The following is a 25,679-nucleotide window of genomic DNA, read 5'->3' as shown; positions in this document are numbered from 1 at the left end:
CTATGTCTTCGACTTCGAAAGTCTGTCGCTGGCGTCGCAGCGAGCCTATCCCAGCTTCATCGCCCAGGCGCGCGCGGCCCTGAAGCCGCTTGGCCGGGAAGTCTGGGTGACCACGCCGTTCGCCGACGACGATTTCCCCGTGAAGCAACTGCAGGACGCGGCCGACGCCGTGGTGTTGATGGCCTACGACCAGCACTGGGGCGGCGGCGAGCCTGGCCCGACCGCGGGTCAGGACTGGTTCGAGTCAGCCCTCGCCAAGCGCATGCAGACGCTCGATCCGGCCAAGACCGTGCTGGCCCTGGGCGACTATGGCTACGACTGGCGGCTGCCCGACGCCAAGAAACCGGGGCCCACCGACAAGCCCTGCTCGCAGCCCGGCATCATCCTCTTCAACGAGGCGACCCAGAAGGCGCACGACGCCGAGGTCCAGGTGGAGATGGACGAAAACTCCCTGAATCCGACATTCGGCTACCAGGATGACGGCGGCTGCAAGCACGTGGTCTGGTTCCTCGACGCGCCGACGCTGTTCAACCAGATCAAGGTCGCCGATGGCTTTCGGCCGATGGGCTATGCGCTGTGGCGGATGGGCGGCGAGGATGGCCTCGACTACCAGGTGATGCGGCACAACTACGGCCAGGCAAAGCCCGACGGGCTGGAGATGCTGAGGCCCGGCGTCGACGTCGATTTCGACGGCCAGGGCGAGGTGCTGCACGTGCAATCGATCCCGACGCCCGGCCGCCGGTCGCTGGAGATCGATTCCGACACCGGCCTGGTCAGCGGCGAGAACTACGAAGTGATGCCGACCTCCTATGTGATCCAGCGCTACGGCTATCACCCGGGTTCGGTGGCGATCACCTTCGACGACGGGCCGGACGGGCGCTGGACGCCGAAGATCCTCGACATCCTGAAGGAGAAGAACGCCAAGGCGACCTTCTTCGTGATCGGCAAGAACATGGCCGCCAAACCGGGACTGGTGGCCCGCGAAGTTCGCGAGGGCCACGACGTCGGGAGCCACACCTGGACCCATCCGGATATCTCGAAGGTGCCGGCTGCCCAGACAGCGGTGGAGCTGTCAGCCACCCAGCGCCTCTTCGAGACTATCACCGGCCGCTCGATGCGGTTGTTCCGCCCGCCCTACTTCGGCGACGCCGAGCCCTCGACGCCGCGCGAGGTCGCCCCCCTGCTGGCCGCTCAGACCCAGGGATACATGAGCGTCGGCTTGCGCATCGACCCCGATGACTGGGACCACCCCGACGCTTCGACGCCCAGCCGCATCATCAACACAGCGCTCACGCGCCTGGCCGACCATACGGACCGGCCGGGTCAGGTTATCCTGCTGCACGACTCCGGCGGCGACCGCAGCCGCACGGTGGAAGCCCTGCCGGCGCTGATCGACGCGCTCAGGGCCCACGGCTACAAGCTGGTGACCATCGGCGAGCTGGCCGGCATGACGCCCGCCGAAGTGCTGCCGCCCACAAGCCGCAACTCGGTCGAGCTGATGCTCGATCGGATGGGCTTTGGCTTCTTCCACGGCCTGCAGATCGCCCTGCAGGGGCTATTCATCGTGGCGATCGTGCTGGGCGTCGCCCGGCTGCTGCTGCTGGGAATCCTGGCCCTGGTCCATCGCTTCACGATCGTCAGGCGGACCCCGCCCATGCCCGATCCCAGCACCGGTCCGCTGGTCAGCGTGCTGATCCCCTGCTTCAACGAGGAGAAGGTGATCGAGTCGTCGGTGCGGCGGATCCTGGCGTCCAACTGGGCTAGGGTCGAGGTGCTGGTGCTGGACGATGGTTCCCAGGATCACACCGCCGACGTGGTGCGCCGGGCCTTCGCCGACGATCCGCGGGTGACGTTGATGGCCTTCGACAACGGCGGAAAGGCGCGCGCGCTCAACCGCGGCCTCACCAAAGCGTCGGGCGAGATCGTCGTGGCGCTGGACGCCGACACGCTGTTTCCGTCCGATACCCTGGCCAAGCTGGTCCGCTGGTTCGCCAATCCGGACGTGGGCGCAGTGGCCGGAAACGCGCTGGTGGGCAACCGGCGCAACCTGATCACCCGTTGGCAGGCGCTGGAGTACGTCACCGCACAGAACCTCGAGCGTCGGGCGCTGGCGGCGTTGGGCGCTGTCACTGTGGTGCCGGGCGCCGTCGGCGCCTGGCGGCGCTCCGCCCTGGAAGCCCTGGGCGGCTATCCCGACGATACCCTTGCGGAAGACCAGGACCTGACACTGGCGATGCAGCGGGCCGGATGGCGGGTGGAGTTTGATCCCGAGGCTCGGGCCTACACCGAGGCTCCGGAGACAGTGGCGGGGCTCCTGAAGCAGCGGTTTCGCTGGTCGTTCGGGACCCTGCAGTGCATCTACAAGCACCGCGCGGCCATGTTCGATCTGAAGCGGCCGGTTTTGGGCTTCGTGGCTTTGCCGCAGATCTGGCTGTTCCAGATCCTGCTCACCGCGGTGGCGCCGCTGGTCGACCTGGCGGTGGTCTGGAGCCTGGTTTCGTCGATCTACGCCTGGGCCTTCCATGCGCAGGAGTGGTCGGCCGACGACCTCATGCGTCCGCTGTTCTTCTGGGCCGCTTTCATCTTCCTCGATCTGTCGGCCGGCGCGGTCGGCATGGCGCTGGAGCGCCGTGCGCCCTGGGCGGACCTGGTCTGGATGCCGGTTCAGCGCTTCGGCTACCGCCAGTTGATGTACTACGTGGTCGTCAAGTCGATCGATGCGGCCCTGCACGGCGCCCGCGTCGGCTGGGGCAAGCTTGAGCGTCGCGCCACCGCCGCCTTCGAAGGTGCGGGCTAGACGAGCGTTGATTTACGCGCCCGCTGCGGTTGTCATCGTCTGGAGCGGCGCCTATAACCGCGCCCACTCGCCGCTGAGGCGAGGCGACCCTCGCCAGCGCCTTAAGAAGCCTCACCGAGCCTCATGAACATTCACGAACACCAAGCCAAAGCCGTCCTGTCCGAGTTCGGCGTGGCGGTCCCCAGAGGTTATCCGGCCTTCACCGTCGAGGCGGCCGTCGAGGCGGCCAAGAAGCTCGGAGGGCCGGTCTTCGTCGTGAAGTCGCAGATCCACGCCGGCGGCCGCGGCAAGGGGCGGTTCGAAGGCCTCGGACCCGACGCCAAGGGCGGGGTCCGGGTCGTGAAGTCGGTGGAAGAGGTCAAGGCCAACGCCACCGAGATGCTTGGCCGGGTGCTGGTCACCCATCAGACCGGGCCCAAGGGGAAACAAGTCAACCGGCTCTACATCGAGGAAGGCGCCGCCATCGCGCGCGAGCTCTACCTCTCGCTGCTGGTCGATCGCGAGACCAGCCGTGTGTCGGTCGTGGCCTCGACCGAGGGTGGCATGGACATCGAGGAAGTCGCCCATTCGACGCCCGACAAGATCATCACCTTCTCTATCGACCCGGCGACCGGAGTCTGGCCGCACCACGGCCTGATGCTGGCCGAGGCGCTGAACCTGAAGGCCGATCTCGCCAAGCAGGCGTCCAAGCTGCTCGGCCAGCTCTATGCGGCCTTCGTCGCCAAGGACATGGCGATGCTGGAGGTCAACCCGCTGATCGTCACGGCCGACGACCAGTTGCGCGTCCTCGACGCTAAGGTGTCGTTCGACGACAACGCCCTCTTCCGCCATCCCGAGATCCGTGAGCTTCGCGATGAGACGGAGGAAGACCCCAAGGAGATCGAGGCCTCCAAGTACGACCTTTCCTACATCGCCCTCGAAGGCGAGATCGGCTGCATGGTCAACGGCGCGGGCCTGGCCATGGCGACCATGGACATCATCAAGCTCTATGGCGCCGAGCCAGCCAACTTCCTCGACGTAGGGGGCGGCGCTGACGAGGCCAAGGTCACCGCGGCGTTCAAGATCATCATCGCCGACCCGAACGTGAAGGGCATCCTGGTCAATATCTTCGGGGGCATCGCTCGCTGCGATATCCTGGCCCAGGGCGTGGTCGCCGCGGTCAAGCAGGTAGGGCTGAAGGTGCCGCTTGTGGTGCGTTTGGAAGGCACCAATGCCGAGCTCGGCAAGAAAATCATCAACGAGAGCGGCCTGAACGTCATCGCCGCCAACGATCTCTCGGACGGCGCTGAGAAAATCGTCAAGGCCGTGCGGGGCGCTGCTTAAGAATGTCGATCCTGATCAACAAGAACACCCGGGTCATCTGCCAGGGCATCACCGGCGCGCAGGGCACCTTCCACTCCGAGCAGGCGATCGCCTACGGGACCAAGATGGTCGGCGGCGTGACGCCCGGAAAGGGCGGCCAGACGCATATCGGGCTTCCGGTGTTCAACACGGTCGGCGAGGCGGTGAGGCAGACCGGCGCCGAGGCCAGCGTGATCTACGTGCCGCCGCCGTTCGCCGCCGACTCGATCCTCGAGGCCATCGACGCCGAGGTGCCCCTGATCATCTGCATCACCGAGGGCATCCCCGTGGCCGACATGGTCAAGGTGAAGCGCTCGCTGAGCGGCTCGAAATCCAGGCTGATCGGCCCCAATTGCCCCGGCGTGCTGACCCCAGGTGAATGCAAAATAGGCATCATGCCCGGAAACATCTTCAAGAAGGGCTCCGTGGGCGTTGTCTCCCGGTCGGGCACCCTTACCTATGAGGCCGTGTTCCAGACCACCCAGGTTGGCCTCGGCCAGACGACGGCCGTCGGCATCGGCGGCGACCCGGTCAAGGGCACCGAGTTCATCGATATGCTCGATCTGTTCCTCAAGGATCCAGAGACCGAGTCGATCATCATGATTGGCGAGATCGGCGGTTCCGGCGAAGAGGATGCGGCCGAGTTCATCAGGAATTCACCAACCAAGAAGCCTATGGTCGGCTTCATCGCGGGGCGCACCGCCCCGCCCGGGCGGCGTATGGGTCACGCAGGCGCGATCATCTCCGGGGGCAAGGGCGGAGCTGAGGACAAGATCGCCGCGATGGAAGCCGCGGGCATTGTGGTCTCTCCATCTCCGGCGTCGCTCGGAACGACCCTGCTCGAGGTTCTGAAGAAAGCCTAGTTGAAGGCAACTCAAGCGTAAGAGCGGTCCGCGCTCGGCTCCTTTCTCTAGAAGCTCCGCGGTCCCGCTCGGGAAAGCGGACAAATGGCGGACGACGCAGGTCTGATCAACGAGGTGCTCGCGGAGACCTCCTTCCTGTACGGCGGCAATGCAGCCTTCGTGGAGGACCTCTACGCGAAATGGTCGGCTGACCCGAATTCGGTCGAACCTTCCTGGCGCGCGTTCTTCGCGACGCTGCACGACAACGCCGGCGACGTCGCCCGCGCCGCGGCTGAGCCTGCCTGGACGAAGGCGGCCCCGCCGGCGGCGCGGCCCGAGTGGCTCTCGGCCCTCGACGGCCTTTGGCCGGCGGTCGAAGCCAAGGTCGGCGCCAGGATCGCAGAACGCGCCACCCCAGCCGTTTCCACCGACGCCGTCCGCGCCGCCACGCTCGACAGCCTGCGCGCCATCATGATGATCCGCGCGTACCGGATGCGCGGCCACTTGAAAGCCAACCTCGACCCGCTGGGCATCGCCACCACGCCTGGCGACGCCTCCGAGCTCGACCCGGCGACCTATGGCTTCTCCGAGGTCGACTACGACCGGCCGATCTTCCTCGACTTCGTGCTGGGGCTGGAGACTGCCACGGTTCGGGAGATCCTCGAGATCGTGCGGCGGACCTACTGCGGCAACGTCGGCGTCCAGTACATGCACATCTCCGATCCGAAGGAGAAGGCATGGCTGCAGGAGCGCATCGAGGGCCGCGACAAGGAGATCGTCTTCACCAAGGTGGGCAAGGTCGCCATCCTCAAGAAGCTGATCGAGACCGAGGGCTTCGAAAAGTTCCTCCACCGCCGCTTCCCTGGCACCAAGCGCTTCGGACTGGATGGCGGCGAGAGCCTGGTGCCGGCGCTGGAGCAGATCATCAAGCGCGGCGGCGCGCTCGGCGTGAAGGATATCATTCTCGGCATGCCGCACCGCGGCCGCCTGAACGTGCTCGCCGCGGTGATGGGCAAGCCCTATCAGGTGATCTTCCACGAATTCCAGGGCGGCTCGTCGCTCCCCTCGGATGTCGAGGGCTCGGGCGATGTGAAGTATCACCTGGGCGCCTCGTCGGACCGGGAATTCGACGGCAACAGCGTCCACCTGTCCCTGACCGCCAACCCCAGCCACCTGGAGATCGTCAATCCGGTGGTGATCGGCAAGGCGCGCGCCAAACAGGCGTTCACCCTGCGAGCCACGCCGGACGCCGGTCGGGCCCACGTGCTGCCCTTGCTGATGCACGGTGATGCGGCGTTTGCCGGCCAGGGCGTCGTGGCCGAGTGCTTTGCGCTGTCCCAATTGCGCGGCTATGGCGTCGGCGGTTCGATCCATTTCGTCGTCAACAACCAGATCGGCTTCACAACCAGCCCGAAAAACAGCCGCTCCTCGCCCTATCCGTCGGATGTGGCGCTGATGGTCGAGGCGCCGATCTTCCACGCCAACGGCGACGACCCCGAAGCGGTCGTTTTCGCGGCCAAGGTCGCCACCGAATACCGCCAGCAATTCGGCAAGGACGTGGTCGTCGACATGTTCTGCTACCGCCGGTTCGGTCACAACGAGGGCGACGACCCGACGATGACGCAGCCGTTGATGTACGCGAAGATCAAGGACCACCCGAGCGTCCGCGACCTCTACGCCGCGCGGCTGGTGGGCGAGGGCACGGCCACCCGGGCCGAAGTCGACGGTTGGATCGCCGAATTCGACACCTTCCTCGACGCGGAATTCGATAGCGGCAAGACCTACCACGCCGACAAGGCCGACTGGCTGGATGGCAAGTGGTCGGGCTTGAAACTGCCGGGCGCGGAGGAGAGCGGCGTCACCGGGGTCGCCAAGCAGAAGCTCCTGGACCTTGGTCACAAGATCACCGCCGTCCCGGAGCGGATCAGCGTCCACAAGACGGTCGAGCGGGTCATCGCTGCGCGCCGTGAAGCCATCGACAAGGGCGAAGGGATCGACTGGTCAACCGCTGAGCAACTGGCTTTCGCGACCCTGCTCGATCAGGGCTACCCAGTGCGCCTTTCCGGTCAGGACTCGATCCGCGGAACGTTCACGCAGCGGCACTCCGGGATCGTCGACCAGAAGACTGAGGAGGTCTACTTCCCGCTTCGCAACCTGGGCGCGGGGCAAGCGCACTTCGAAGCGCTGAACTCGGCCTTGTCGGAAGAAGCGGTGCTGGGTTTCGAGTATGGCTTTTCGCTCACCGACCCCAACACCCTCGACATGTGGGAAGCCCAGTTCGGCGATTTCGCCAACGGCGCCCAGGTTCTGGTCGACCAGTTCATTTCGTCCGGCGAGCGCAAGTGGTTGCGGATGAGCGGTCTCGTGATGCTGCTGCCTCACGGCTACGAAGGCCAGGGCCCGGAACACTCGTCGGCCCGCCTTGAGCGCTACCTACAGCTCTGCGCCGAAGACAACATGCAGGTCATCAACCCGTCGACGCCGGCCAACTACTTCCACGCGCTGCGCCGCCAGATGATCCGCGAGTTCCGCAAGCCGCTGATCGTCATGACGCCCAAGTCGCTGCTGCGCCACAAGCGGGCGGTGTCGCTCATCAGCGACATGGCTGAGGGGACCAGCTTCCATCGCGTGATGGTGGACGGCGCCGAGGCCGGGATGGACGTGGGTGGTATCTCCCTGAGGGCTGACGACAAGATCAACCGCGTGATCGTTTGCTCCGGCAAGGTCTACTTCGACCTTATCGACCACAGGGCCAAGACTGGGCGCGATGACGTCTATGTCTTGCGGCTCGAGCAGTTCTACCCCTGGCCGCTGAAGTCGTTGTCGAGCGTCCTCAAGCGGTTCAAGAACGCCGAACTGGTCTGGTGCCAGGAAGAACCCAAAAACATGGGCGGCTGGACCTTCGTCGATCCCTGGCTCGAGCTTACGCTGGAGCGCATGGCGGTGAAGGCCAAGCGCGCGCGCTACGTCGGACGCCCGGCTTCGGCCTCGACCGCCGCCGGCCTGATGACCCGCCACCTGAAGGAGCTCGAGACGTTCCTGACGGAAGCCTTCGCCTGATCTCTGTCGTAGTTTCCAAGAAAAGACCCAAGGAGCACATCCCCAATGGCCGACATCATGACGCCAGCACTGGGCGAGTCCGTCACCGAAGCGACGGTGGCGCGCTGGACCAAGAAGGCCGGCGATGCGGTGCGCAAGGATGAGATCCTCGTCGAACTGGAAACTGACAAAGTGAGCCTGGAGGTGGCGGCGCCGTCCGACGGCACATTGGCCGAAATCTCCGCCGAGGAGGGCGCCACCGTCGAGCCCGGCGCCGTGCTGGGCAAGATCACCGAAGGCGCCGCCGCACCAAAGGCGGCCCCGCCCGCCGCTCCCGCCAAGGGCCCTGCGCCGGCCGCCGAGACTCCAAAGGCGCCGGCCGCAGCCCCGACCCCGGTCAAAGCCGCCGCCGAACCGGTGATGGCCCCTTCAGCCCAGCGCGTGGTCGCGGAAAACAAGCTCGACGCCGGCTCGATTTCCGGGACGGGCAAGGACGGCCGCATCACCAAGGGCGACGCGCTCGCGGCCCTGGACGCCCGCGCCAAGGCCCCCACGACGCCGACCGCGCCCTCCGCACCCCGGGAGATCCATGAGCGCGAGGAGCGGGTCCGAATGACCCGCCTGCGCCAAACGATCGCGCGCCGGCTGAAGGAAGCCCAGAACAACGCCGCCATGCTGACCACCTTCAACGAGGTGGACATGACGGCGGTCATGGCGATGCGCGCCCAGTACAAGGATACCTTCGAGAAGACGCACGGCGTGAAGCTCGGCTTCATGAGCTTCTTCGTCCGGGCGGTGACCCATGCGCTGAAGATGGTGCCCGACGTGAACGCCGAGATCGACGGCACGGATATCATCTACAAGAATCACTACGACATCGGTGTCGCCGTCGGCACCGACAAGGGCCTCGTCGTGCCGGTGGTGCGCGATGCCGAGGCCATGAGCCTGGCCGACATCGAAAAGTCGATCGGCGCGCTCGGCCGCAAGGCCCGCGATGGCCAGTTGGCGCTGGAGGACCTGCAGGGCGGCACCTTCACCATCTCCAACGGCGGGGTTTACGGCTCGCTGATGTCGACGCCGATCCTGAACGCGCCGCAATCGGGTATCCTGGGCATGCACAAGATCCAGGAGCGGCCGATGGCTATCGGCGGTCAGGTGGTGATCCGGCCGATGATGTACCTGGCGCTCAGCTACGACCATCGCGTGGTCGACGGGCAGGGTGCGGTGACGTTCCTGGTCCACGTCAAGGAAGCAATCGAGGAGCCGCAGCGCCTGCTGCTGGATCTCTAGCGCGGCGAGCCGGCGGTATTTGGAGCCATGCCATGAGGCTTTCCCCGTTCATCGCCACATTCGCACTCCTGGGGGCAGGCCTGGCCGCCTGCAGCACCTCGTCTAACGGCCCCCGGGCTGACGCCTGCGCGGACACCGCGGCGACGGGGGTCACGTCGAACGCGCCCCACGACGGCACCACCGGCGCGAGCGGTGTGAGCACGACTTCCAATGGTACGGGTTCGACGATCGATCCCACCGCGCCGCCCTGCCACTGAACCGCTGCCTTAGCCCGTCGACGGGCTGACCAGCCGGGCCGGAGTTCCGGCCTTAGCCGGGCAAGGGGGCGGGCTGTGGTCGTCAACTTGCTGCGGATCCTTTTGGCGCTGGTCGTGGCGGCTCAGGCCGCGTCCAGCGGTTTCCTGTTGCTGGGGTTCGCAGCCTAAAGGCTTGGCCTGATCCATCCGTCGTCAGGCCCTGCAAGAGTGATGGTTCCGATCTGGGCCGCGACGCCGACGTGGCAGCTCGCGATATGGCCGGCGGGATCTGCGTGCCGGCCGCCGCCGCCTTTTGCCTGCTGGTCCGCCGCCGGGCCCTTTGGCTCTCTCTCGCTGGCGGCGTCGCGATCAGCGTCGGCGTGACCCTGGTGATGCAGGAGACGCCAGCCTACCGTCAGGTATTCGGAGCGGCGAATAAGCGGTTCGATACCGACCGCCTGGTCGTCCTGGTCCTGGTGGGCGCCCTGATCTGGTGGGTCGAGGCGCAACCAGCAAAACGCCGGCGCGCCATGGCGGCGCCATCGGACGGCTAGGGCCCTCGCCTCCACCGCAAAACGCCTATATCTGAGCCCGAACTTACCTTCAGCAGGCGCGAACCCTCATGGCTGAATACGACGTCATCATCATCGGGGGCGGTCCCGGCGGCTACAACGCCGCGATCCGCGCGGGCCAGCTCGGCCTCAGGGTCGCCTGCGTCGACAAAGGCGTCGATGGCGGCGCGACCCTGGGCGGCACCTGCCTGAATGTCGGGTGCATGCCGTCCAAGGCCCTTCTGCACGCTTCGGAGATGTACGACGCCGCGGCCAACCATTTCTCCGAGCTCGGCATCGATGTCGCGCCCAAGCTGAACTTGACCCAGATGATGGCTCAGAAGGCCACGTCGGTGGGCCAGCTCACCAAGGGGATCGAGTTCCTGTTCAAGAAGAACAAGGTCGACTGGCTCAGGGGCGCAGGTCGCATCATCGGCGCGGGCAAGGTCGAGGTCACAGGCGACGACGGCAAAGTCACCGCGCATGAGACCAAGGATATCGTCGTCGCCACGGGTTCGCTTCCGGCCGGTCTGGCGGGCGTCGCGGTCGACCAGAAACGCATCGTCGATTCCACAGGGGCGCTGTCGCTGCCGGAGGTGCCGAAGAACCTGCTGGTCATAGGCGCTGGCATCATCGGCCTGGAACTGGGCTCGGTCTGGCGTCGACTGGGCGCCCAGGTCACGGTGGTCGAATTCCTGGATCGCATTTGCCCGGGCATGGACGCCGAGGTCGCCAAGACCTTCCAGCGCTCGCTCACCAAGCAGGGCATGGTCTTCAAGCTGGGCTCGAAGGTCATCAGCGCTACGGCATCGAAGTCTGGTGTTTCGCTGAGCGTCGAGCCGGTCGCCGGAGGGGCCGCCGAGACGCTGGAAGCCGACTACGTCCTGCTGGCCATAGGCCGCACCCCCTACACCGACGGTCTTGGACTGGAGAACGTCGGGATCACGCCGGACAAGCGTGGTTTCATTGAAACCGACCACTGGAAAACCTCCGCTCCGGGCGTCTGGGCGATCGGCGACGTCACTCACGGCCCGATGCTGGCGCACAAGGCCGAAGACGAAGCGGTAGCGTGCATCGAGACTATCGCCGGCAAGGCGGGCCACGTGGCCTATGGGATCATTCCCAGCGTGGTCTATACCGCCCCCGAGGTTGCCTGGGTCGGACAGACCGAGGAGGACCTCAAGGCCGAGGGGCGCGCTTACAAGTCCGGCAAGTTCCCCTTCACGGCCAACAGCCGCGCCAAGATCAATCATGAGACCGAGGGCTTCGTGAAGATCCTCGCCGACGCCGCCACCGACGAGGTTTTGGGCGCCCACCTGATCGGCCCCTCGGTCTCCGAAATGGTCGCTGAGTATTGCGTGGCTATGGAGTTCCGCGCCGCCAGCGAGGATGTGGCGCGCACCTGCCATCCGCATCCCACCCGCTCAGAGGCGCTGCGTCAGGCGGCGATGGGCGTCGAGGGGTGGACGATGCAGGCTTAACCCGCAGTGGAGGTCCGCCCAGCGAGGTCCGACGAGCTCGGCGCCTGCGCCGACCTCTACGTGCGGGTGCTGCGCGAGACTTTTTCCTGGACGCCGCCGGAACGGCACCAGCGTGAAGACTTCCTGCGCGCCGCCCGCGAAGAGGAGATCTACGTCGCGGTCGATGACGGCGTCATCGTGGGGCTCGCGGGTTTCTTTCGGCCGCAGAATTTCCTGCATTCACTTTATGTGGACGACCGGGGCCGCGGGATCGGCAAAGCCCTTCTCGACTATGTCAGCGCCGCCGCCGACGGCCCGGTTTCACTTAAGGTTCAGGCTCCCAACCGCCGGGCCCAGGCCTTCTACCGTCGCGAGGGCTTCTTCTGTACGGAGCACGGCCGCGACCCGGGCTCGGATATCGCCTGGCTGAGGTTGGTGCGCGATCGCGCCATCTGAAAGTTAATTTGGCGCGCGCTGCGGTTGGTGGCAGATTTACCCACGTAATGCGAACGGAGGCTGCGCCATGATCGCTATGCTCCTCGCCGCCCAGCTCGCCACCGGGATTGCGCACGGACTGCCGATGGAGGCGAGCTCCTCGCCGAACATCGCGATGATTGCACCGCACAAGGGCGATCTGCTTCAGCCGAGGTCACGGCCCTCGAACTGTTTCGGCGGGGCCGGGCGGATGGAAGTCTCATTCGCCGAGCCCGCGGCCCTCTATCGTAAGGGTGACCGCCCCGCGCACGGTCTCAGGAATTGGGTCGACTTCCCCGAGGGCTCGCTCTGTCTCGTGGGGACAGGACAATGATCCTCGCAGCTCTCGCGCTGGCCACGGCCCTGGACGCAACTCCGGCAGGGCGGCCGACTCAGTTGGCTCAGCCCCGATCGCCTGTCTTGCGCCTGCCGCCGACCGAACGGACCCCAAATCTCTACCGCTCGCCCGGGCCCGCATGCGCTGACATCGAGCGGCGGGTGGTCGAGGACCAGCGCGAGCAACTTCAGAAGCTCGGGCGCCTGCCGTTCGGCCATCTCGAATATGCCGTTCTCCGATCGGTGCAGGGGTGCCCAGTTCCGGCGCCGGTCGGCTACCACCCGCCGGCCTTGCCCGGCGCGGCCGACGCGCCGGCTACGCGTGAGGATGCGCCTTCGAATAGGCGCTGAGCAGGGCCGCCGCGTCGACCTGGGTGTAGCGCTGGGTCGTCGACAGCGAGGCGTGGCCGAGCAGTTCCTGAATTGAGCGCAGGTCCGCGCCGGCGCCCAGAAGGTGCGTCGCAAAGGAGTGCCGCAGTGCGTGCGGCGTGGCGCTGGCGGGCAGGCCGAGCCGGCTTCTCAGGTTCTGCACGGTGGCTTGCACGTGGCGCGGACTGAGTGGCCCACCGCGCCGGGCGCGGAACAGCGCGTCACCCGCCTCCAACACGAAAGGCGCCTGTTTGAGATAGGCGTCGACCGCCTCGCGGACGGCCGGCAGCACAGGGACGATGCGTGTCTTCGAACCCTTGCCGACGATACGCAGGGTCTCGGGCAGCGGAGCCTCGGAACGTCGCAGCGACAGCGCCTCGGAGATGCGCAGGCCACAGCCATAGAGGAGGGTCAGCACCGCTTCGTCGCGAGCCGCCTCCCACTCCTCGCGATCCGGGTCCAGGGCAGGCTCGGCGAGCATGCCGCGGGCCTGGTCCTCGCTGACCGGCCGGGGCGCGCCGGGCTTGACCCGCGGGCCGCGGACCAGGGCGACCGCGCAGTTCGGTGCATCCAGCCTGCGGTCGAGGAAACGGTGGAAGGTGCGGATGGCCGAGAGCGCCTGGCTGAGTGAGCGCGGCGACAGCGGGTGTTCGCCTTGGCGCAGGTGGGCCAACCAGGCGCGGATCTCGCCCGCCGTTACATCGGCCAAGCCAGCGAGTGAGATCGTTTCGCCACGATGCTGCTCGAGGAAGCCGATGTAGCGGGAGGCTGCGAAACCATAGGCCTCCAGGGTCCGCGGTGACGACCGACGCTCCTTGGCCAGGTACTCCAGCCAGAGCGCCAGAGCCTCTCTTCCTGTCATTGGTCGGGCTTGAGGATCGGCCAACGCTCGGCGGTGCGCTCGACGACGCGAGCGAGGAAGGCCACCAATTCTGGTCCCATATCCTCGGTGAAGCCTTCCGGATCAGTTGAACCGAACGCCAGAAGTCCCTGGCGTGAAGGCTCCCACATCGCCATGCGGACCATGGCCATTGACCGAATGATCTCGGCCTTCTCGTCGAACAGGCCCAGGGCGGTTGGTGCAAAGCCCATGCGGGCGAGACGGTGCGGGCCGCCCAGGATCATGTCCACCTGGCCTTCAACCAGCATTTTCCAGGCGGCCGGCGGATGGCCTTCGGTCTCGAGCGCGATCACGCCGGCGGCCAGGCCGAAGCGTTGCCGGGCGAGGTCGTCGACCCGGCGGGCCAGATCGGAGTGGTTACGCGAGTCCAGGACGTCGACCACCGCGCCATGGGTCTGGGCCTGGGCCGAAAAGTTGGCGCGCGCCGTCTCTTCGATCTGTTGGCGCTGCGTGGCTTCGCGCTGGTGGGCGGCGTGGACGCGCGCCATCACGGCCGGCCCGAAGTCAACGACGTTGCCGACGGCGACCGCCAGGCCAAGCTCGTCGAGCAGACCCCTGTCGCCGGTTAGGAACTCCGGATTGTCCGAAAGGAAGCGCCGCACCGACGCGGGCTCCAGCGGGGCTTCGCCTAATCCGCCCTGCGACCCGTCCATGTCCGCTCCTCAAAGCTCTTACAGGATCGACTGTCCCGTCTTGGCCCAGTCGCTCATGAACTGATCAAGGCCCCGTTCGGTTAACGGGTGCTTGAAAAGGGCGTTGAACACGTCGGGCGGAATGGTCGCGCAGTCCGCCCCGGCCAGCGCCGCGGTGGTGACATGCGCGGGGCTGCGGATCGAGGCCGCGAGGATCTCGGTGTCGAAGTCGTAGTTGTCGTAGATAGCGCGGATTTCGACGATAAGGTCCATGCCGTCGGCGCCGTGGTCGTCCAGCCGCCCGATGAACGGCGAGATATAGGTCGCACCCGCCTTGGCTGCGAGCAGGGCCTGGGCAGCCGAGAAGCATAGCGTGACGTTGGTGGCGATGCCCTCATGGGCGAACTCGCGAGTGGCGATCAGACCGTCGCGGGTCAGCGGCACCTTGACGACAACGTTCGGCGCGATCGAGGCGAGCTTGCGGCCTTCGTCCAGCATCCCGGCGGTGTCCATGGCGGCCACCTCGGCGCTGACCGGGCCATCGACCGACTGGCAGATCTCCTGGATCACCTGCAGCATCGGCCGCCCGGATTTGGCGATGAGGGTCGGATTGGTTGTGACGCCGTCCACCAGGCCGGTGGCGGCAAGGTCCCTGAGGACGGCCACGTCGGTGGTGTCGAGAAACAGCTGCATCGAACTTACCTTCTTTGTGCGTGCGCCGCTTGTAGCTGCACGCGGCCTCAGCGCAAAAGCTTCTGCATGAGCCGGATCGCTTCAGTCCTTCTGCCGATGCCGCTGCCAGAGGCTTTCGACTACGCCGAGCCCGAGGGCATGGGACTGGAGCTTGGCGACCAGGTGGCTGCGCCGCTCGGCCCGCGTCTGCTGCGCGGCGTGGTCGTCGGCTTGCGCGAGGCCGCCGGGGGCAACCGGCCCCTCAAGCCGGTTGAAAGCCGGCTGGAAGAGCCGCGGCTGCCGCCGGGAACGGTCGAGTTCGTGCAGTGGGCCGCGCGCTATTCAGTGGACTGGCCCGGCCAGCCGCTTGCGATCGCCCTGCGCGGCGCTCGCGCGCCCAAGCCTCGGCCGGTGCGGCTTGTCGAGATCACCGGTGCGCGTCCCGCACGGCCGACGCCGGCCCGGGCAAAGGTGCTCGACGCTGCGGGCGCCCAGCATCGCAGCCCTGCGGACCTCGCGCGCGCGGCGGGGGTCTCGTCAGGTGTCGTCAAGGCGCTGATTAATGAGGGCGTGCTGGCCGTGCGCCTGGTGGACGAGGAGGCGATGTTCGATGCGCCAGACCCGTCGCGACCGGGCGCGACGCTGAACGCCAGCCAGGCCGCGGCCGCCGCCGATCTCAGGACCATGGTGACGCAAGGCGGTTTCAACGTCGCGCTGCTCGATGGGGTGACCGGATCGGGCAAGACCGAAGTTTACCTGGAGGTCGCGGCGGCGGCGCTGGCCGCCGATCCGACCGCCCAGGTCTTGATCATGCTGCCCGAGATCGCGCTCACCCAGGCGGTTATCGGGCGGGTGACGGCCCGCTTCGGGGCCGAACCCGGCGAATGGCACTCCGACGTCGCGCCGCCTGTTCGGCGGCGGGTATGGGAGGCGGTGGCCACAGGGCGCTGCCGGATCGTGGTCGGAGCGCGCTCGGCGCTCTTTCTTCCGTTCCAGAACCTGAAGCTGATCGTCGTGGACGAGGAACACGACGCCTCCTTCAAGCAGGAGGAGGGCTTCATCTACCACGCCCGCGATCTGGCCGTGGCGCGCGGCAAGATCGAAACGGCGGCGGTCGTGTTGGCTTCAGCGACACCATCGCTGGAAAGCCTGCGCAACGCCGAGCAAGGCCGCTACCGCTGGCTGAGGCTTTCCACACGTCATGGCGGCGCCCGGCTGCCCGACATCGAGCTCATCGATCTTCGCGAGTCGCCGCCGGACCATGGCCGCTGGATTTCGCCTACCCTGGTCAGAGCGATGGGCGAGACCTTCGCACGTGGCGAGCAGACCCTGCTGTTCCTCAATCGCCGAGGCTACGCGCCACTCGTGCTCTGCAAGGCCTGCGGCGAGCGGATGACGGCTCCCGACACCGACAGTTGGCTGGTGGAGCACCGCTACTCGGGGCGCCTAGTCTGTCACCTGACCGGCTTTTCGATGCCCAAGCCCAAGGCCTGTCCCCACTGCGGCGCGCACGACAGCCTTGTTTCAATCGGACCTGGCGTCGAACGGGTGGAGGAGGAGGCCAAGAGCCTTTTCCCGCAGGCCCGGGTGGCGGTATTCTCGTCAGATACGGTGTTCGACGCCCGCGAGGCGAAGCGATTGATCGAGGCCATGGCTGACGGCCAGATCGATATCCTCGTGGCGACCCAGGCGGCCGCCAAGGGCCACAACTTTCCGAACCTGACCCTGGTCGGCGTGGTTGACGCCGACCTTGGCCTGCGTGGCGGCGACCTACGCGCGGCGGAGCGGACCTACCAGTTGCTGGCCCAAGCCACGGGCCGCGCCGGCCGCAAGGACCGGCCGGGCCGTGCGCTCCTGCAGACCTGGGCGCCAGAGCATGCCGTGATGCAGGCGCTGCGCGCGCAGGACCGCGACGCCTTCGTAGCCGCGGAGATGTCCGAACGCGAACTGGCCGGCCTTCCGCCCTTCGGGCGCCTGGCGGCGGTGATCGTTTCCGGTGTGGACCACGTCCAGCTGGAAGCCTTCGTCCTGGCGATGGGGCAGGCCGCGCCAAACGCGGCGGGCGTAGAGGTCTACGGTCCGGCCGACGCGCCGCTCGGCCTGATACGCGGGCGCCGACGCAAGCGCTTCCTGGTCCGCGCCGACCGCGCGGTCGACCTTTCCGCCTTTATGGCCACCTGGCGCGCGAGGGTGAAACCGCCAGCCTCTGTGCGCGTGGCGATCGACATCGACCCCTATAGCTTTCTTTGATCATCAGGGTGCGCGCGTGATGCAGCCTCTTGCTCAGGCGACCGGTCGCCAAAGAGGTGGCCTCCATTCAAGGGGACGCGGCTGACGCCTTCACCGCCGGCGCCTGATCATCAACTCAGTGAAGCGTCCGATCGTCCTTGGGCGGCCTGGAGTTCCCCGAGCGCTTCTTCCGCGAGGCCATGTTGAGACCCTCGACCACGCCCGAGAAGGCCATGGCCGCATAGATGTAGCCCTTGGGCACATGCACCCCGAAACCCTCGGCGATCAGGGTTGCGCCGATCATCAAGAGGAAGCCCAGCGCCAGCATCACCACGGTTGGATTGTCGTGAATGAAGCGCGCCAACGGCCCCGAGGCCACCAGCATCAGGCCAACTGCGATGATCACGGCGGCCATCATGATCGGCAGGTGTTCGGTCATACCGACCGCAGTCAGGATGGAATCGACGGAGAAGACGACGTCGAGCGCCAGGATCTGCGCGATGGCCGATCCGAAACTCAAGCTCGCCCTGCCCTTCTTGTCGAGCAGATCATCGGTCGGTTCGGGATCGACCGTGTGATGGATCTCGCTGGTGGCCTTCCAGACGAGGAAAAGCCCGCCGGCCAGGAGGATCAGATCGCGCCAGGAAAAGGCCAGATCGACCATAGGATGTCCGCTGGCGAGCGAAGGGACGGCGAACGGCACGACCAGCACGGGCGTCGTCAGGCCGACGATGAAGGCGATCACCGACAGCAGGGCGAGCCGCAGGATAAGCGCCAGGCTGATGCCCAACCGCCGCGCTCGCGTGCGCGTCGCTTCCGGCAGCTTGTTCGACAGGATCGCGATGAACACCAGGTTGTCGACGCCCAGCACCACCTCCATGACGACCAGCGTCAGGAGGGCGATCCAGGCTTCTGGGCTGGCGGCCAGCGCCAAAAGATCGCCCATGGGTTGCTCCTCCGGCCCTGTCCCCGAGCCTTCTAGCGCATCGTCCGATTTGGGCCAGAGCCGGCGGATTCGCCCCGGTCGCCTGAATTGCGGGCGATTCCGCGCCAGCCTACCGTCTCGCAAACTTGTGATCGGCCGGCCCTTGAAATTCCCCCTTGGCGCGAACACCGGCCCCAATTCGACGAGCTCTTGTTTCAATCTATTACTGCGCCGTGATAAAAAGACTTCGATCGCCTAGTGGTAGGCATGCAAAGGTTAAATATGGCGACAAACCAGATACTGGGGATCAAAGAAGACATTATCGACGAACTTCATATCTTTGAGGGGCCGTAACGCCTTTCGGATGTTGCTTGTCAACTCTCCGATATTCCAACTATTCAGGATGTGAACGTACGTCGTACGGCGATAGACGCGTCGCGGCCATCGGACGCGGCCATCTAAACCCTCTTTTCACTCAGCGTGAGATAGGGTTACCCTCCATGACAGTACGCGTCCGGGGAGTCCAATCCATGCTTAAGCGGTCGAGAACCCTCTTGGGTTCGCTCGCCGTCGCGGCGGTGATGAGCCTCACGCCCACCATGGGCGGAGCGCTCGCTGACACTTATTGGCAGTGCGTTCCGTTCGCGCGCCTGATCTCTGGAATCCAGATTTTCGGTGACGCCTACACCTGGTGGCAGCAGGCCATCGGCAAGTATGACGTCGGCTTCCAGCCGAAGGCTGGCGCTGTCCTCTGCTTCAAGCCCACCGAGCGCATGCGGCTTGGTCACGTGGCCGTGGTCAGCGAGGTGCTGACCGACCGCATCGTCCAGATCACCCACGCCAATTGGTCGCCCATCGAAGGCTCGCGGGGCAAGGTGGAGAAGGACGTGACCTTGGTCGACGTCTCGCCTGAGGGCAACTGGAGCCAGGTAAAGGTCTGGTACGATCCCAACCGCGACCTAGGCGGTTCGACCTACGCGACCTACGGCTTCATCTACCAGGACGCGAGGGCCAAGATCCTGGCGTCGACCGGCATCTCCAACGCCGAGAACACCGCCATCGCGATGGCCCAATCTGCGGCCAATCAGATGGCCTCGGCCGTCCGACCCGGCTCCGGCCCCCTGCAGATTCTGACCCAGGCCGCCGACTCCACGGATCGCATCGCGGCCCTGATCGCCAAGGCCACCGGCAACGCTCCGAACAACTAACCGGGCGCCCGCGCGAATTGACGGCTCGCCCGCAGCGCTCCACTAGGGGCGCTGGCTTGCGGGAGTGCCCAGATGCTCAGAGTGCTTCGGCGTGGGGCCGCGGGCCTTGAGGCGGCGACCCCCACCCCGGGTTGGCGGCCGCCAGAAGACGCGATCTGGGTCGACCTCCTTTCGCCTTCGCGCCGGGAAGAGCTGGCGGTCGAGGAGGCGCTTGGCCTGCAACTTCCCACCCGCGAGGAGATGGCCGAGATCGAGCTCTCCAGCCGGCTCTATCAGGCGCACGGTGGGACCTTCATGACCGCCACGCTGCTCGCTCGTCGCGGCGAGCAGTGGCGGACCGACGCCCCGGTGACATTCGTGCTCCTGAAGGGCTTGCTGATCAGCATCCGCTACGATGAGCTCCGCGCGTTCGACCTGTTCGCCGAGCGGGCGCATGGCCTCGACGTAGAGACCGGGACCCAGGCGTTGTTCCATCTGCTGGATGCGGGGATCGAACGTCTGGCCGATCTGCTCGAGAAGACCGCTGCGGACGTGGAGTCCGTGTCGGCGGCGATTTTCCGCAGGCCCAAAGGGGCGCAATTCGAAGCCTTGCTGACGGAACTGGCGCGAGCCCAATCCCTGACCTCGATGACCCGCAACAGCCTGGTCAGTCTGGCGCGCCTGCTCAGTTTCGCCTCGCTCGCGGAGGAGATCGCTTCTGACCCGGAGTGCCGCGCGCACCTGCGGTCACTGCAGCGCGACGATCAATCCTTGACCGAACACGCCGGATTCCAGTCGAGCCACATCGCCTTCCTGCTGGACGCCGCGCTGGGCCTGATCAACATCGAGCAGAACGGCATCATCAAGTTCTTCTCAGTCGCAGCCGTGATCCTCATGCCGCCCACGCTGGTCGCCTCGGTCTACGGGATGAATTTCCACAACATGCCGGAACTGAACTGGCGCTTTGGCTACCCAATGGCCCTCAGCCTGATGGCGATGTCCGCCGTCGTGCCAATCGTCTGGTTCCGTCGGCGTGGTTGGTTCTGAGGTTCAGGGACGAAGGGCGGCGCTGACTCCCGAGATATGCGCGCAACCGTTCTTTAAGTCGGAACTGCGCAACTAGCGGGTGCTTAAAGGTCCCGCATGTCCTCCCAAGCCCCGTCGCACCATCAGGCGCTCGACGCCCAGGCCCTCCGCGAGGCCATTGAGGCTCACCAGCGCTATCTTGGCGGCCGCGCGGGCGGACGACGCCTCAGCCTGACCTACGCGGACCTCTCCAACTGTTCGCTGGAAGGCCTCGATTTGCGCGAGGCGGACTTTGCGGGGGCCAACTTCCAAGGGGCGATACTGGCCCGGGCCAATCTCAGTCGGGGCATCATGTTCGGCGCGGATCTGCGCGACGCGGACCTGCGGCGCGCCAATCTCGGTCGCGCGGATTTGCGCGGCGCTTGCCTGCGAGGCGCAAATCTGGCGGGCGCGGAACTCCCGGGTTGCGACCTGCGCGAGGGCCGCATCGCCCTGCAGGACAAGCTGGACGGTTTCCGCATCCTTCGTCACGAGCACCGCCCCGGCGAACTGAATTACGCGATCCTCTCCGGCGCCAATCTCGCCGGCGCCCAGATGACCGGCGCGGTGGCGATGTCCAGCGACTTCACCGACGCCAACCTCTCCGGCGCGCACATGGCGGGGGCAAAGCTCACCCGTGCGGTCCTGGATGGGGCCGACCTCACCGGCGCCGATCTCGCCGGCGCCGATCTGTCCGGCGCCTCGATGAAACGCGCCGTTCTTACCGGCGCCAACCTCGCCAGCACCAGGCTCGACAAGGTCGACCTGAGCGGCGTCCTGCGCGGTCCGCCGGAGATCACCTACGTGGATGACCGGCCGCTCGACCAAGTCCTGATGGAGCACGAGGCCTACTGCGACTCCGGCGGAGAGCGTGGCGGCGTCACCGACCTCAGCAAGGCCGACTTCAGACCCATGCGCTCGCTGAAGGATCGGCGGCTCACCGCCCTGGTCGCCCGTCAGGCGATCTTCTTCGGTGTCGATCTGCAAGGGGTGCAATTCCAGGGCGCGGACCTTTCCGGCAGCGACTTCCGCGGCGCCGATCTGCAGGGCGCCGATTTGCGAGGCGCCAAGTTGGTCGGGGCCTCATTCAACCGCGCGGATCTGCGCAGCGCCAAGCTCGGCCCGCTGACCATCGGCGACGGCCGCTTCGTCCGCACGGATTTCACGCGCGCTACCCTGCGCAACGCCGACCTACGCGGAGCCCTTGCTCTCAGGGCCCGCTTCCTTGAGGCCGACATGACAGGCGCCAACCTGAACGGCTGCGACCTGACTGACGCTGAACTCGAGGTCTGACCTCCTAGAGGTTCTCGATCTCGCAGCCGATCGCATCGCGGATTCGCCCGGCCAGGATCGTGCGGTGGCAACCGGCGGCGTCGGCCTCATAGCAAAGCAAGGCGGCCTTTCCGGCGCGGGCGATCTCGGTGGCCTTGGCGAGCTCGAGCACGGCGGCCGGTTCGGACATGTGGGCCTCGAAGATCTCCCGCATTTCGGCGATCCGGCCCTTGCGCGCGGCGTCCCGGCCGGGCTTCGGGGTGCCCAGCTGGCGAAGGTGAACATAGCCGATCCCGGCTTCGTTGAGGCTGGCCGACAGAAGTGTCTTGGAAAAACCCGCGCGGCGTGAGGCGGCCACGGCCCGCACATCGATCAGGACCTCTACGCCCGCGTCCTTCAGGCGCTGGATCACCGCACCCTGCGTTTCGCGCTCATAGCCGATGGTAGCCAGCTTCATGTCTTCTCCAGCGCCGGTCCGGGGCTATATGGGAGCCTTGCAAGGGGATTTCATGGACGCTCACGTCGACCAGCCGCTGCGCGAGCGGACCATAGCGCTCCCCAGCCGCGGCGGGTCAATGTCGGCGCTCGAACTCGGGCCGCAAGGCCGGCCGGTCGACATCGTCTTCTCCCACGCCAACGGGTTTAATGGCCGAACCTACCGCACGATCTTGCAGCCCTTGGCCACGGACCTGCGAATCCTGGCGCTTGATCTGCGCGGGCACGGAGCCACAGCCCTGCCGACGGTGATCGAGGGTCGTCAGGGCTGGGTCGAGATGCGCGACGATCTCTTGGCCCTGCTGGCGGCGGAATGCGCGGCCCCAGTGGTGCTGGCGGGCCATTCCATGGGCGCGACCACCAGCCTGCTGGCCGCGGCCGCCGAGCCCGGGCGTGTTCGTTCTCTGGCCCTCTTCGATCCCGTCGTGATGCCAGGCGATCTGACCCGCAACCCGCAGGCCATCGCCGAATCGCCGCTGGTCCAGGGAGCACTTCGTAGGCGCGCGATCTTCGCGAGCCACGAGGCGGCGTTCGAGGCCTATAGGGGGCGCGGCGCGTTCCGCACCTGGAGCGATGAGCAGCTGGCCGATTATGTGGCGGCGGGCTTTATCGAGACCGAAGACGGCGAGGTGAGCTTGGCCTGCACGCCGGACTGGGAGGCTTCGAATTTCCGCACCCATAACTATGACGCGTGGGCCGCTTTCCGCGAGAGCCGGTGCCCGATCCGCGTCCTGCGGGCCGCGGAAGCCTCCACCTTTCGGCTGGAGGGTCATGATGATCCCTTCGGGGACGATGGTCGCGTCCGTGTCGAGACCGTCCCTGGGACGACACATTTCCTGCCCATGGAGCGCCCGGATCTGGTGCGCCGCACCTTGCTGGAATGCGTCGCGATCTAGAGGGTCAGCCCTTCGATGACCTGGGCGTTGGCTTCGGCCAGGGCCTCCTCGCTGAGAGTGATGATCTTGCGCGTCTCCAGGTCGAAGGAGACGGCGACGGCTTCAGCTACGCCCCAGGGCCGGCCGCTGTCGGGATCGAGCAGCCAGTGGGTCAGCCTGCGGAAACGCGCGTCGCCTCCGGATGCGCCCGACCTCAGTTCGAGCCGATCGCCGGCCCGCGGCCAGTCCAGATGTATCAGCCTATATTCCAGCGCCGCGCCACCCGCCCGCGCGCCCGGTCCAGGGGCGCCGGGCCGGCGACCGTTGAAAGCGTGGGGGATGCCATCTGAAATGCGCGCCATCATCAGCTCTGTGCGCATGCGCCCAAAGGCGTCGCAGTCGCGGAGGCTGACCGCGCCGAGGGCCGTGCGCCGGACTCCGAGCTCATCGGCGCGCGCCAGGCTGGCGCGGCTCAGGACCGGTTTCAGGTCGATACTGCGCGGCGCGGCCTCCGGCGGGACCTCGATGCGCAGCGCCTCGGCGCGCGCCCGCACGCGCTCCGGCCAGGGAAAGGGCCGGCCCTCGCGGGCGGTGGCGTGAACGACCACCGTCTGGAAACTCGCGGCAAGCTCGCCGTCGAGATTGCGCAAAAGAAGCAGGAGACGCGCCTCGCTGTCGCCGATCTCCATCACCCCGCCGGTCATGACCAGGGGCGCGTTCGTGCGCGCCTCGCGCAGGAACCGGATATGCTGTTCGCGGACGATCAGCGTGGCGCGCGCGTCCGGTGCGAAGACCTTCGGCATGCCGAGCTCAGCCGACAGCCCCGCCAGGGCCTCCATGGACTTGGCCACGTAGAAGCCGACGTTCAGATGGCCCATCGCGTCGCATTCCCAGGCCGCGACGCTGCCCCGCCAGATTTCCACTGCTTCGCCCAACGCCTGCTCCTGAGCCGTCTTATTGAAAGCTTAGGGTGTGGCGCCGCGATCGCCTAGCGAGCCGGTAACCATCCCTGCCTCGCCCCCGAATAGCTTGTGTGTCAGACTCCCGCCGGTCCGCGGGACGGTGGGGGAGGAGCGCTCGAACATGGCCGGTCCAAAGAAGGTGCTCGTACACCGCCATGCATTGGTCACACGCGTGACCCATTGGATCAACGTCGTGGCGCTGACCCTTCTGCTGATGAGCGGCCTCAACATCTTCGGCGCCCACCCGGCCCTGTATTGGGGCCAGAAGGCTACGTTCGCGCGACCGTGGGTCTCGATCGGCGCCGAGGACAAGGGCGATCGGATGATTGGTGTGACCCAGATCGGGTCGGCGAAGTTCGAGACCACGGGCGTGCTGGGCTATTCCGGAAAAGTCGGATCGCGAGAACCCGTAGCGTTTCCTTCGTGGGCGACGGTGCCGAGCTATCGGGATCTGGCCGACAGCCGCCGCTGGCACTTCTTCTTCGCCTGGGTCTTCGTGCTCAACGGCCTGGTCTACTGGCTCGTGGGCGTGGGCGGCGGCCACATCCGCAAAGACCTCGTTCCCACCAGCGCGGACGTGAAGCCCCGGAACGTCTGGCGCGAGATCGTCACTCACGCACAGCTCAGGTTCCCGAAGGGAGAGGAGGCGCGCCACTACAACGTGCTGCAGAAAGGAACCTACCTTGGCGTGGTCTTGGTGCTGCTGCCCTTGATGGTGGCTACAGGCCTTTCGATGTCACCCGGATTCAATGCCGCCACGCCCTGGCTGGTGGACTTTTTCGGGGGCCGTCAATCCGCGCGGACGATCCATTTCCTGACCGCTTTTACGATCGTCGGCTTCATCCTGCTACACCTCGTGATGGTGGTGGCGTCAGGTGCCTGGAACAATATCCGCTCGATGATCACCGGCCGCTACGCCATCGTCCCTGAAACCGGAGACGCCGCTTGATGCTCTCCCCCCATCGCCGCGGTTGGCTCCGGTCTGCCCTTGCAGGGACCGGAGCCTTGGTCCTGGGCGCCTGCGACAAGATCACCAGCAACCCCAAGGGCATTGGCTTTCTCGCCGGCGCCGAAGGCCTTACGCGGCGCGTGCAGCGGCTGGTCGTCGATCGCAAGGCGCTCGCCCGCGAGTTTCAGCCGGCCGACATCTCCTCCGACTTCCGCCCGAACGGCTCAATCGATCCGGCGGACGCGGACTACCGCGCGCATCTTGCGAAGGGCTTCGCCGACTATCGTCTTGTTGTGGACGGCCTCGTCGAGCGGCCGCTTTCGCTCAGCCTCGATCAGTTGCGCGCACTGCCGTCGCGCACCCAGATCACCCGTCACGATTGCGTCGAGGGCTGGTCGTCGATCGCCAAGTGGAGTGGCGCGAGGCTTGGCCCGTTGCTTGACCAGGCGGGCCTGAAGAAGAACGCCCGCTTCATCGTTTTCCACTGCGGCGATACGCTGGAGGAGACGCTGGACGGTTCCGGTCAGTACTACGAGAGCATCGACCTGATCGACGCCTACCACCCCCAGACCATCCTGGCCTACGCCATGAACGACAAGGTGTTGCCGGTGGCGCATGGCGCGCCGTTGCGCCTGCGGGTCGAACGCCAGCTCGGCTACAAGCAGGCCAAATACATCATGCGGCTCGAAGTCGTTGAGGACTTTGCCCGGATCGGCCGCGGCAAGGGCGGCTTCTGGGAGGACCGTGGCTACGAGTGGTACGCCGGGATCTGACGGCGCC

General features: G+C 66.4%; 24 protein-coding genes. 18 read left to right on the top strand and 6 right to left on the bottom strand.

Going from position 1 to position 25,679, the window contains the following annotated elements; all coding sequences use genetic code 11:
* From VGI62_RS14480 to VGI62_RS14430, 11 genes are all read left to right on the top strand, one after another.
* A partial coding sequence (locus tag VGI62_RS14480; protein ID WP_331505211.1) for a glycosyltransferase occupies positions 1-2,797 on the top strand: 2,797 nt, incomplete at its 5' end.
* A 123-nt stretch (positions 2,798-2,920) separates the two neighbouring features.
* Positions 2,921-4,120 carry an ADP-forming succinate--CoA ligase subunit beta gene (gene sucC / locus VGI62_RS14475; RefSeq protein WP_331505210.1) on the top strand — a complete coding sequence of 400 codons (1,200 nt, stop codon included), beginning with the start codon at positions 2,921-2,923 and terminating at the stop codon, positions 4,118-4,120.
* A gap of 2 nt (positions 4,121-4,122) precedes the next feature.
* Positions 4,123-5,001, top strand: a complete 879-nt coding sequence (gene sucD, locus VGI62_RS14470; protein ID WP_331505209.1) for a succinate--CoA ligase subunit alpha — start codon at positions 4,123-4,125, stop codon at positions 4,999-5,001.
* A gap of 84 nt (positions 5,002-5,085) precedes the next feature.
* Complete coding sequence (locus VGI62_RS14465; RefSeq protein ID WP_331505208.1) at positions 5,086-8,040, top strand: 2-oxoglutarate dehydrogenase E1 component; 2,955 nt, start codon at positions 5,086-5,088, stop codon at positions 8,038-8,040.
* Between the two features lie 45 nt (positions 8,041-8,085).
* On the top strand, positions 8,086-9,309 hold the full coding sequence (gene odhB, locus VGI62_RS14460; RefSeq protein ID WP_331505207.1) for a 2-oxoglutarate dehydrogenase complex dihydrolipoyllysine-residue succinyltransferase: 1,224 nt from the start codon (positions 8,086-8,088) through the stop codon (positions 9,307-9,309).
* 32 nt (positions 9,310-9,341) lie between these two features.
* Entirely contained in the window at positions 9,342-9,566 is a 225-nt protein-coding gene (locus VGI62_RS14455; RefSeq protein WP_331505206.1) for a hypothetical protein, read from the top strand.
* 239 nt (positions 9,567-9,805) lie between these two features.
* Positions 9,806-10,099, top strand: a complete 294-nt coding sequence (locus tag VGI62_RS14450; RefSeq protein ID WP_331505205.1) for a hypothetical protein — start codon at positions 9,806-9,808, stop codon at positions 10,097-10,099.
* Positions 10,100-10,167: 68 nt separating this feature from the next.
* The gene (gene lpdA / locus VGI62_RS14445; protein ID WP_331505204.1) at positions 10,168-11,577 is read left to right on the top strand and encodes a dihydrolipoyl dehydrogenase; all 1,410 of its coding nucleotides are present in this window, start codon (positions 10,168-10,170) and stop codon (positions 11,575-11,577) included.
* Between the two features lie 6 nt (positions 11,578-11,583).
* Entirely contained in the window at positions 11,584-12,012 is a 429-nt protein-coding gene (locus tag VGI62_RS14440) for a GNAT family N-acetyltransferase (protein ID WP_331505202.1), read from the top strand.
* Between the two features lie 67 nt (positions 12,013-12,079).
* The gene (locus VGI62_RS14435) at positions 12,080-12,364 is read left to right on the top strand and encodes a hypothetical protein (protein ID WP_331505201.1); all 285 of its coding nucleotides are present in this window, start codon (positions 12,080-12,082) and stop codon (positions 12,362-12,364) included.
* The gene (locus tag VGI62_RS14430; RefSeq protein ID WP_331505200.1) at positions 12,361-12,717 is read left to right on the top strand and encodes a hypothetical protein; all 357 of its coding nucleotides are present in this window, start codon (positions 12,361-12,363) and stop codon (positions 12,715-12,717) included. Before VGI62_RS14435 ends, VGI62_RS14430 begins: the two co-directional genes overlap by 4 nt.
* Here the strand turns inward: VGI62_RS14430 and VGI62_RS14425 are convergent.
* From VGI62_RS14425 to fsa, 3 genes are read right to left on the bottom strand one after another with little or no spacing between them, the layout of a single operon-like run.
* Positions 12,683-13,597, bottom strand: coding sequence for a tyrosine recombinase XerC (locus VGI62_RS14425; RefSeq protein WP_331505199.1), 915 nt, complete (start codon positions 13,595-13,597; stop codon positions 12,683-12,685). The two genes, VGI62_RS14430 and VGI62_RS14425, sit on opposite strands and share 35 nt — an antisense overlap.
* Positions 13,594-14,289, bottom strand: coding sequence for a DUF484 family protein (locus VGI62_RS14420; protein ID WP_331505198.1), 696 nt, complete (start codon positions 14,287-14,289; stop codon positions 13,594-13,596). Before VGI62_RS14420 ends, VGI62_RS14425 begins: the two co-directional genes overlap by 4 nt.
* Positions 14,290-14,307: 18 nt before the next feature.
* Positions 14,308-14,961, bottom strand: coding sequence for a fructose-6-phosphate aldolase (gene fsa, locus VGI62_RS14415; RefSeq protein ID WP_331505197.1), 654 nt, complete (start codon positions 14,959-14,961; stop codon positions 14,308-14,310).
* Here fsa and VGI62_RS14410 point away from each other — a divergent pair.
* Positions 14,956-17,190 (top strand): primosomal protein N', encoded by a 2,235-nt coding sequence (locus tag VGI62_RS14410; protein ID WP_331505213.1) that lies wholly within the window; start codon positions 14,956-14,958, stop codon positions 17,188-17,190. The two genes, fsa and VGI62_RS14410, sit on opposite strands and share 6 nt — an antisense overlap.
* 115 nt (positions 17,191-17,305) lie before the next feature.
* Here the strand turns inward: VGI62_RS14410 and VGI62_RS14405 are convergent, their stop codons facing one another.
* Positions 17,306-18,115, bottom strand: a complete 810-nt coding sequence (locus VGI62_RS14405; protein ID WP_331505196.1) for a TerC family protein — start codon at positions 18,113-18,115, stop codon at positions 17,306-17,308.
* A gap of 509 nt (positions 18,116-18,624) precedes the next feature.
* On the opposite strand from VGI62_RS14405, the gene VGI62_RS14400 reads away from it, so the two are divergent.
* From VGI62_RS14400 to VGI62_RS14390, 3 genes are all read left to right on the top strand, one after another.
* Positions 18,625-19,302: a CHAP domain-containing protein gene (locus VGI62_RS14400; RefSeq protein WP_331505195.1), complete on the top strand. Its 678-nt coding sequence runs from the start codon at positions 18,625-18,627 to the stop codon at positions 19,300-19,302.
* 72 nt (positions 19,303-19,374) lie between these two features.
* Complete coding sequence (locus VGI62_RS14395; protein WP_331505194.1) at positions 19,375-20,328, top strand: magnesium transporter CorA family protein; 954 nt, start codon at positions 19,375-19,377, stop codon at positions 20,326-20,328.
* Positions 20,329-20,424: 96 nt separating this feature from the next.
* A complete protein-coding gene (locus VGI62_RS14390; RefSeq protein ID WP_331505193.1) occupies positions 20,425-21,639 on the top strand; it encodes a pentapeptide repeat-containing protein in 1,215 nt (404 codons plus the stop codon).
* A gap of 4 nt (positions 21,640-21,643) precedes the next feature.
* On the opposite strand, the gene VGI62_RS14385 is transcribed toward VGI62_RS14390, so the two are convergent.
* The gene (locus VGI62_RS14385) at positions 21,644-22,075 is read right to left on the bottom strand and encodes a DUF488 domain-containing protein (protein WP_331505192.1); all 432 of its coding nucleotides are present in this window, start codon (positions 22,073-22,075) and stop codon (positions 21,644-21,646) included.
* A gap of 52 nt (positions 22,076-22,127) precedes the next feature.
* Between VGI62_RS14385 and VGI62_RS14380 the strand changes: the two genes are divergently transcribed.
* Positions 22,128-23,009, top strand: coding sequence for an alpha/beta hydrolase (locus tag VGI62_RS14380; protein WP_331505191.1), 882 nt, complete (start codon positions 22,128-22,130; stop codon positions 23,007-23,009).
* On the opposite strand, the gene VGI62_RS14375 is transcribed toward VGI62_RS14380, so the two are convergent.
* Positions 23,006-23,923, bottom strand: coding sequence for a thioesterase family protein (locus VGI62_RS14375; RefSeq protein WP_331505190.1), 918 nt, complete (start codon positions 23,921-23,923; stop codon positions 23,006-23,008). The two genes, VGI62_RS14380 and VGI62_RS14375, sit on opposite strands and share 4 nt — an antisense overlap.
* Positions 23,924-24,071: 148 nt before the next feature.
* Here VGI62_RS14375 and VGI62_RS14370 point away from each other — a divergent pair, with 148 nt between their 5' ends.
* Together VGI62_RS14370 and VGI62_RS14365 are read left to right on the top strand one after the other, a co-directional pair.
* Complete coding sequence (locus VGI62_RS14370) at positions 24,072-24,899, top strand: cytochrome b/b6 domain-containing protein (RefSeq protein WP_331505189.1); 828 nt, start codon at positions 24,072-24,074, stop codon at positions 24,897-24,899.
* Positions 24,899-25,672: a molybdopterin-binding protein gene (locus VGI62_RS14365; protein ID WP_331505188.1), complete on the top strand. Its 774-nt coding sequence runs from the start codon at positions 24,899-24,901 to the stop codon at positions 25,670-25,672. Before VGI62_RS14370 ends, VGI62_RS14365 begins: the two co-directional genes overlap by 1 nt.
* Positions 25,673-25,679 lie beyond the last annotated feature (7 nt).

Origin of the sequence: Phenylobacterium sp., from assembly GCF_036495085.1 — a bacterium.
Taxonomy (GTDB): Bacteria; Pseudomonadota; Alphaproteobacteria; order Caulobacterales; family Caulobacteraceae; genus Phenylobacterium.
Note: the sequence above shows the minus strand (reverse complement) of the source record. Positions and strands in the feature narration are given on the sequence as shown.

Excerpts from the sequence above, each read along its gene's own strand:
- sucC (WP_331505210.1), top strand. The coding sequence starts at position 2,921 with ATGAACATTCACGAACACCAAGCCAAAGCCGTCCTGTCCGAGTTCGGC.
- sucD (WP_331505209.1), top strand. The coding sequence starts at position 4,123 with ATGTCGATCCTGATCAACAAGAACACCCGGGTCATCTGCCAGGGCATC.
- VGI62_RS14465 (WP_331505208.1), top strand. The coding sequence starts at position 5,086 with ATGGCGGACGACGCAGGTCTGATCAACGAGGTGCTCGCGGAGACCTCC.
- odhB (WP_331505207.1), top strand. The coding sequence starts at position 8,086 with ATGGCCGACATCATGACGCCAGCACTGGGCGAGTCCGTCACCGAAGCG.
- VGI62_RS14455 (WP_331505206.1), top strand. The coding sequence starts at position 9,342 with ATGAGGCTTTCCCCGTTCATCGCCACATTCGCACTCCTGGGGGCAGGC.
- lpdA (WP_331505204.1), top strand. The coding sequence starts at position 10,168 with ATGGCTGAATACGACGTCATCATCATCGGGGGCGGTCCCGGCGGCTAC.
- VGI62_RS14435 (WP_331505201.1), top strand. The coding sequence starts at position 12,080 with ATGATCGCTATGCTCCTCGCCGCCCAGCTCGCCACCGGGATTGCGCAC.
- VGI62_RS14430 (WP_331505200.1), top strand. The coding sequence starts at position 12,361 with ATGATCCTCGCAGCTCTCGCGCTGGCCACGGCCCTGGACGCAACTCCG.
- VGI62_RS14425 (WP_331505199.1), bottom strand. The coding sequence starts at position 13,597 with ATGACAGGAAGAGAGGCTCTGGCGCTCTGGCTGGAGTACCTGGCCAAG.
- VGI62_RS14420 (WP_331505198.1), bottom strand. The coding sequence starts at position 14,289 with ATGGACGGGTCGCAGGGCGGATTAGGCGAAGCCCCGCTGGAGCCCGCG.
- fsa (WP_331505197.1), bottom strand. The coding sequence starts at position 14,961 with ATGCAGCTGTTTCTCGACACCACCGACGTGGCCGTCCTCAGGGACCTT.
- VGI62_RS14405 (WP_331505196.1), bottom strand. The coding sequence starts at position 18,115 with ATGGGCGATCTTTTGGCGCTGGCCGCCAGCCCAGAAGCCTGGATCGCC.
- VGI62_RS14400 (WP_331505195.1), top strand. The coding sequence starts at position 18,625 with ATGCTTAAGCGGTCGAGAACCCTCTTGGGTTCGCTCGCCGTCGCGGCG.
- VGI62_RS14395 (WP_331505194.1), top strand. The coding sequence starts at position 19,375 with ATGCTCAGAGTGCTTCGGCGTGGGGCCGCGGGCCTTGAGGCGGCGACC.
- VGI62_RS14390 (WP_331505193.1), top strand. The coding sequence starts at position 20,425 with ATGTCCTCCCAAGCCCCGTCGCACCATCAGGCGCTCGACGCCCAGGCC.
- VGI62_RS14385 (WP_331505192.1), bottom strand. The coding sequence starts at position 22,075 with ATGAAGCTGGCTACCATCGGCTATGAGCGCGAAACGCAGGGTGCGGTG.
- VGI62_RS14380 (WP_331505191.1), top strand. The coding sequence starts at position 22,128 with ATGGACGCTCACGTCGACCAGCCGCTGCGCGAGCGGACCATAGCGCTC.
- VGI62_RS14370 (WP_331505189.1), top strand. The coding sequence starts at position 24,072 with ATGGCCGGTCCAAAGAAGGTGCTCGTACACCGCCATGCATTGGTCACA.
- VGI62_RS14365 (WP_331505188.1), top strand. The coding sequence starts at position 24,899 with ATGCTCTCCCCCCATCGCCGCGGTTGGCTCCGGTCTGCCCTTGCAGGG.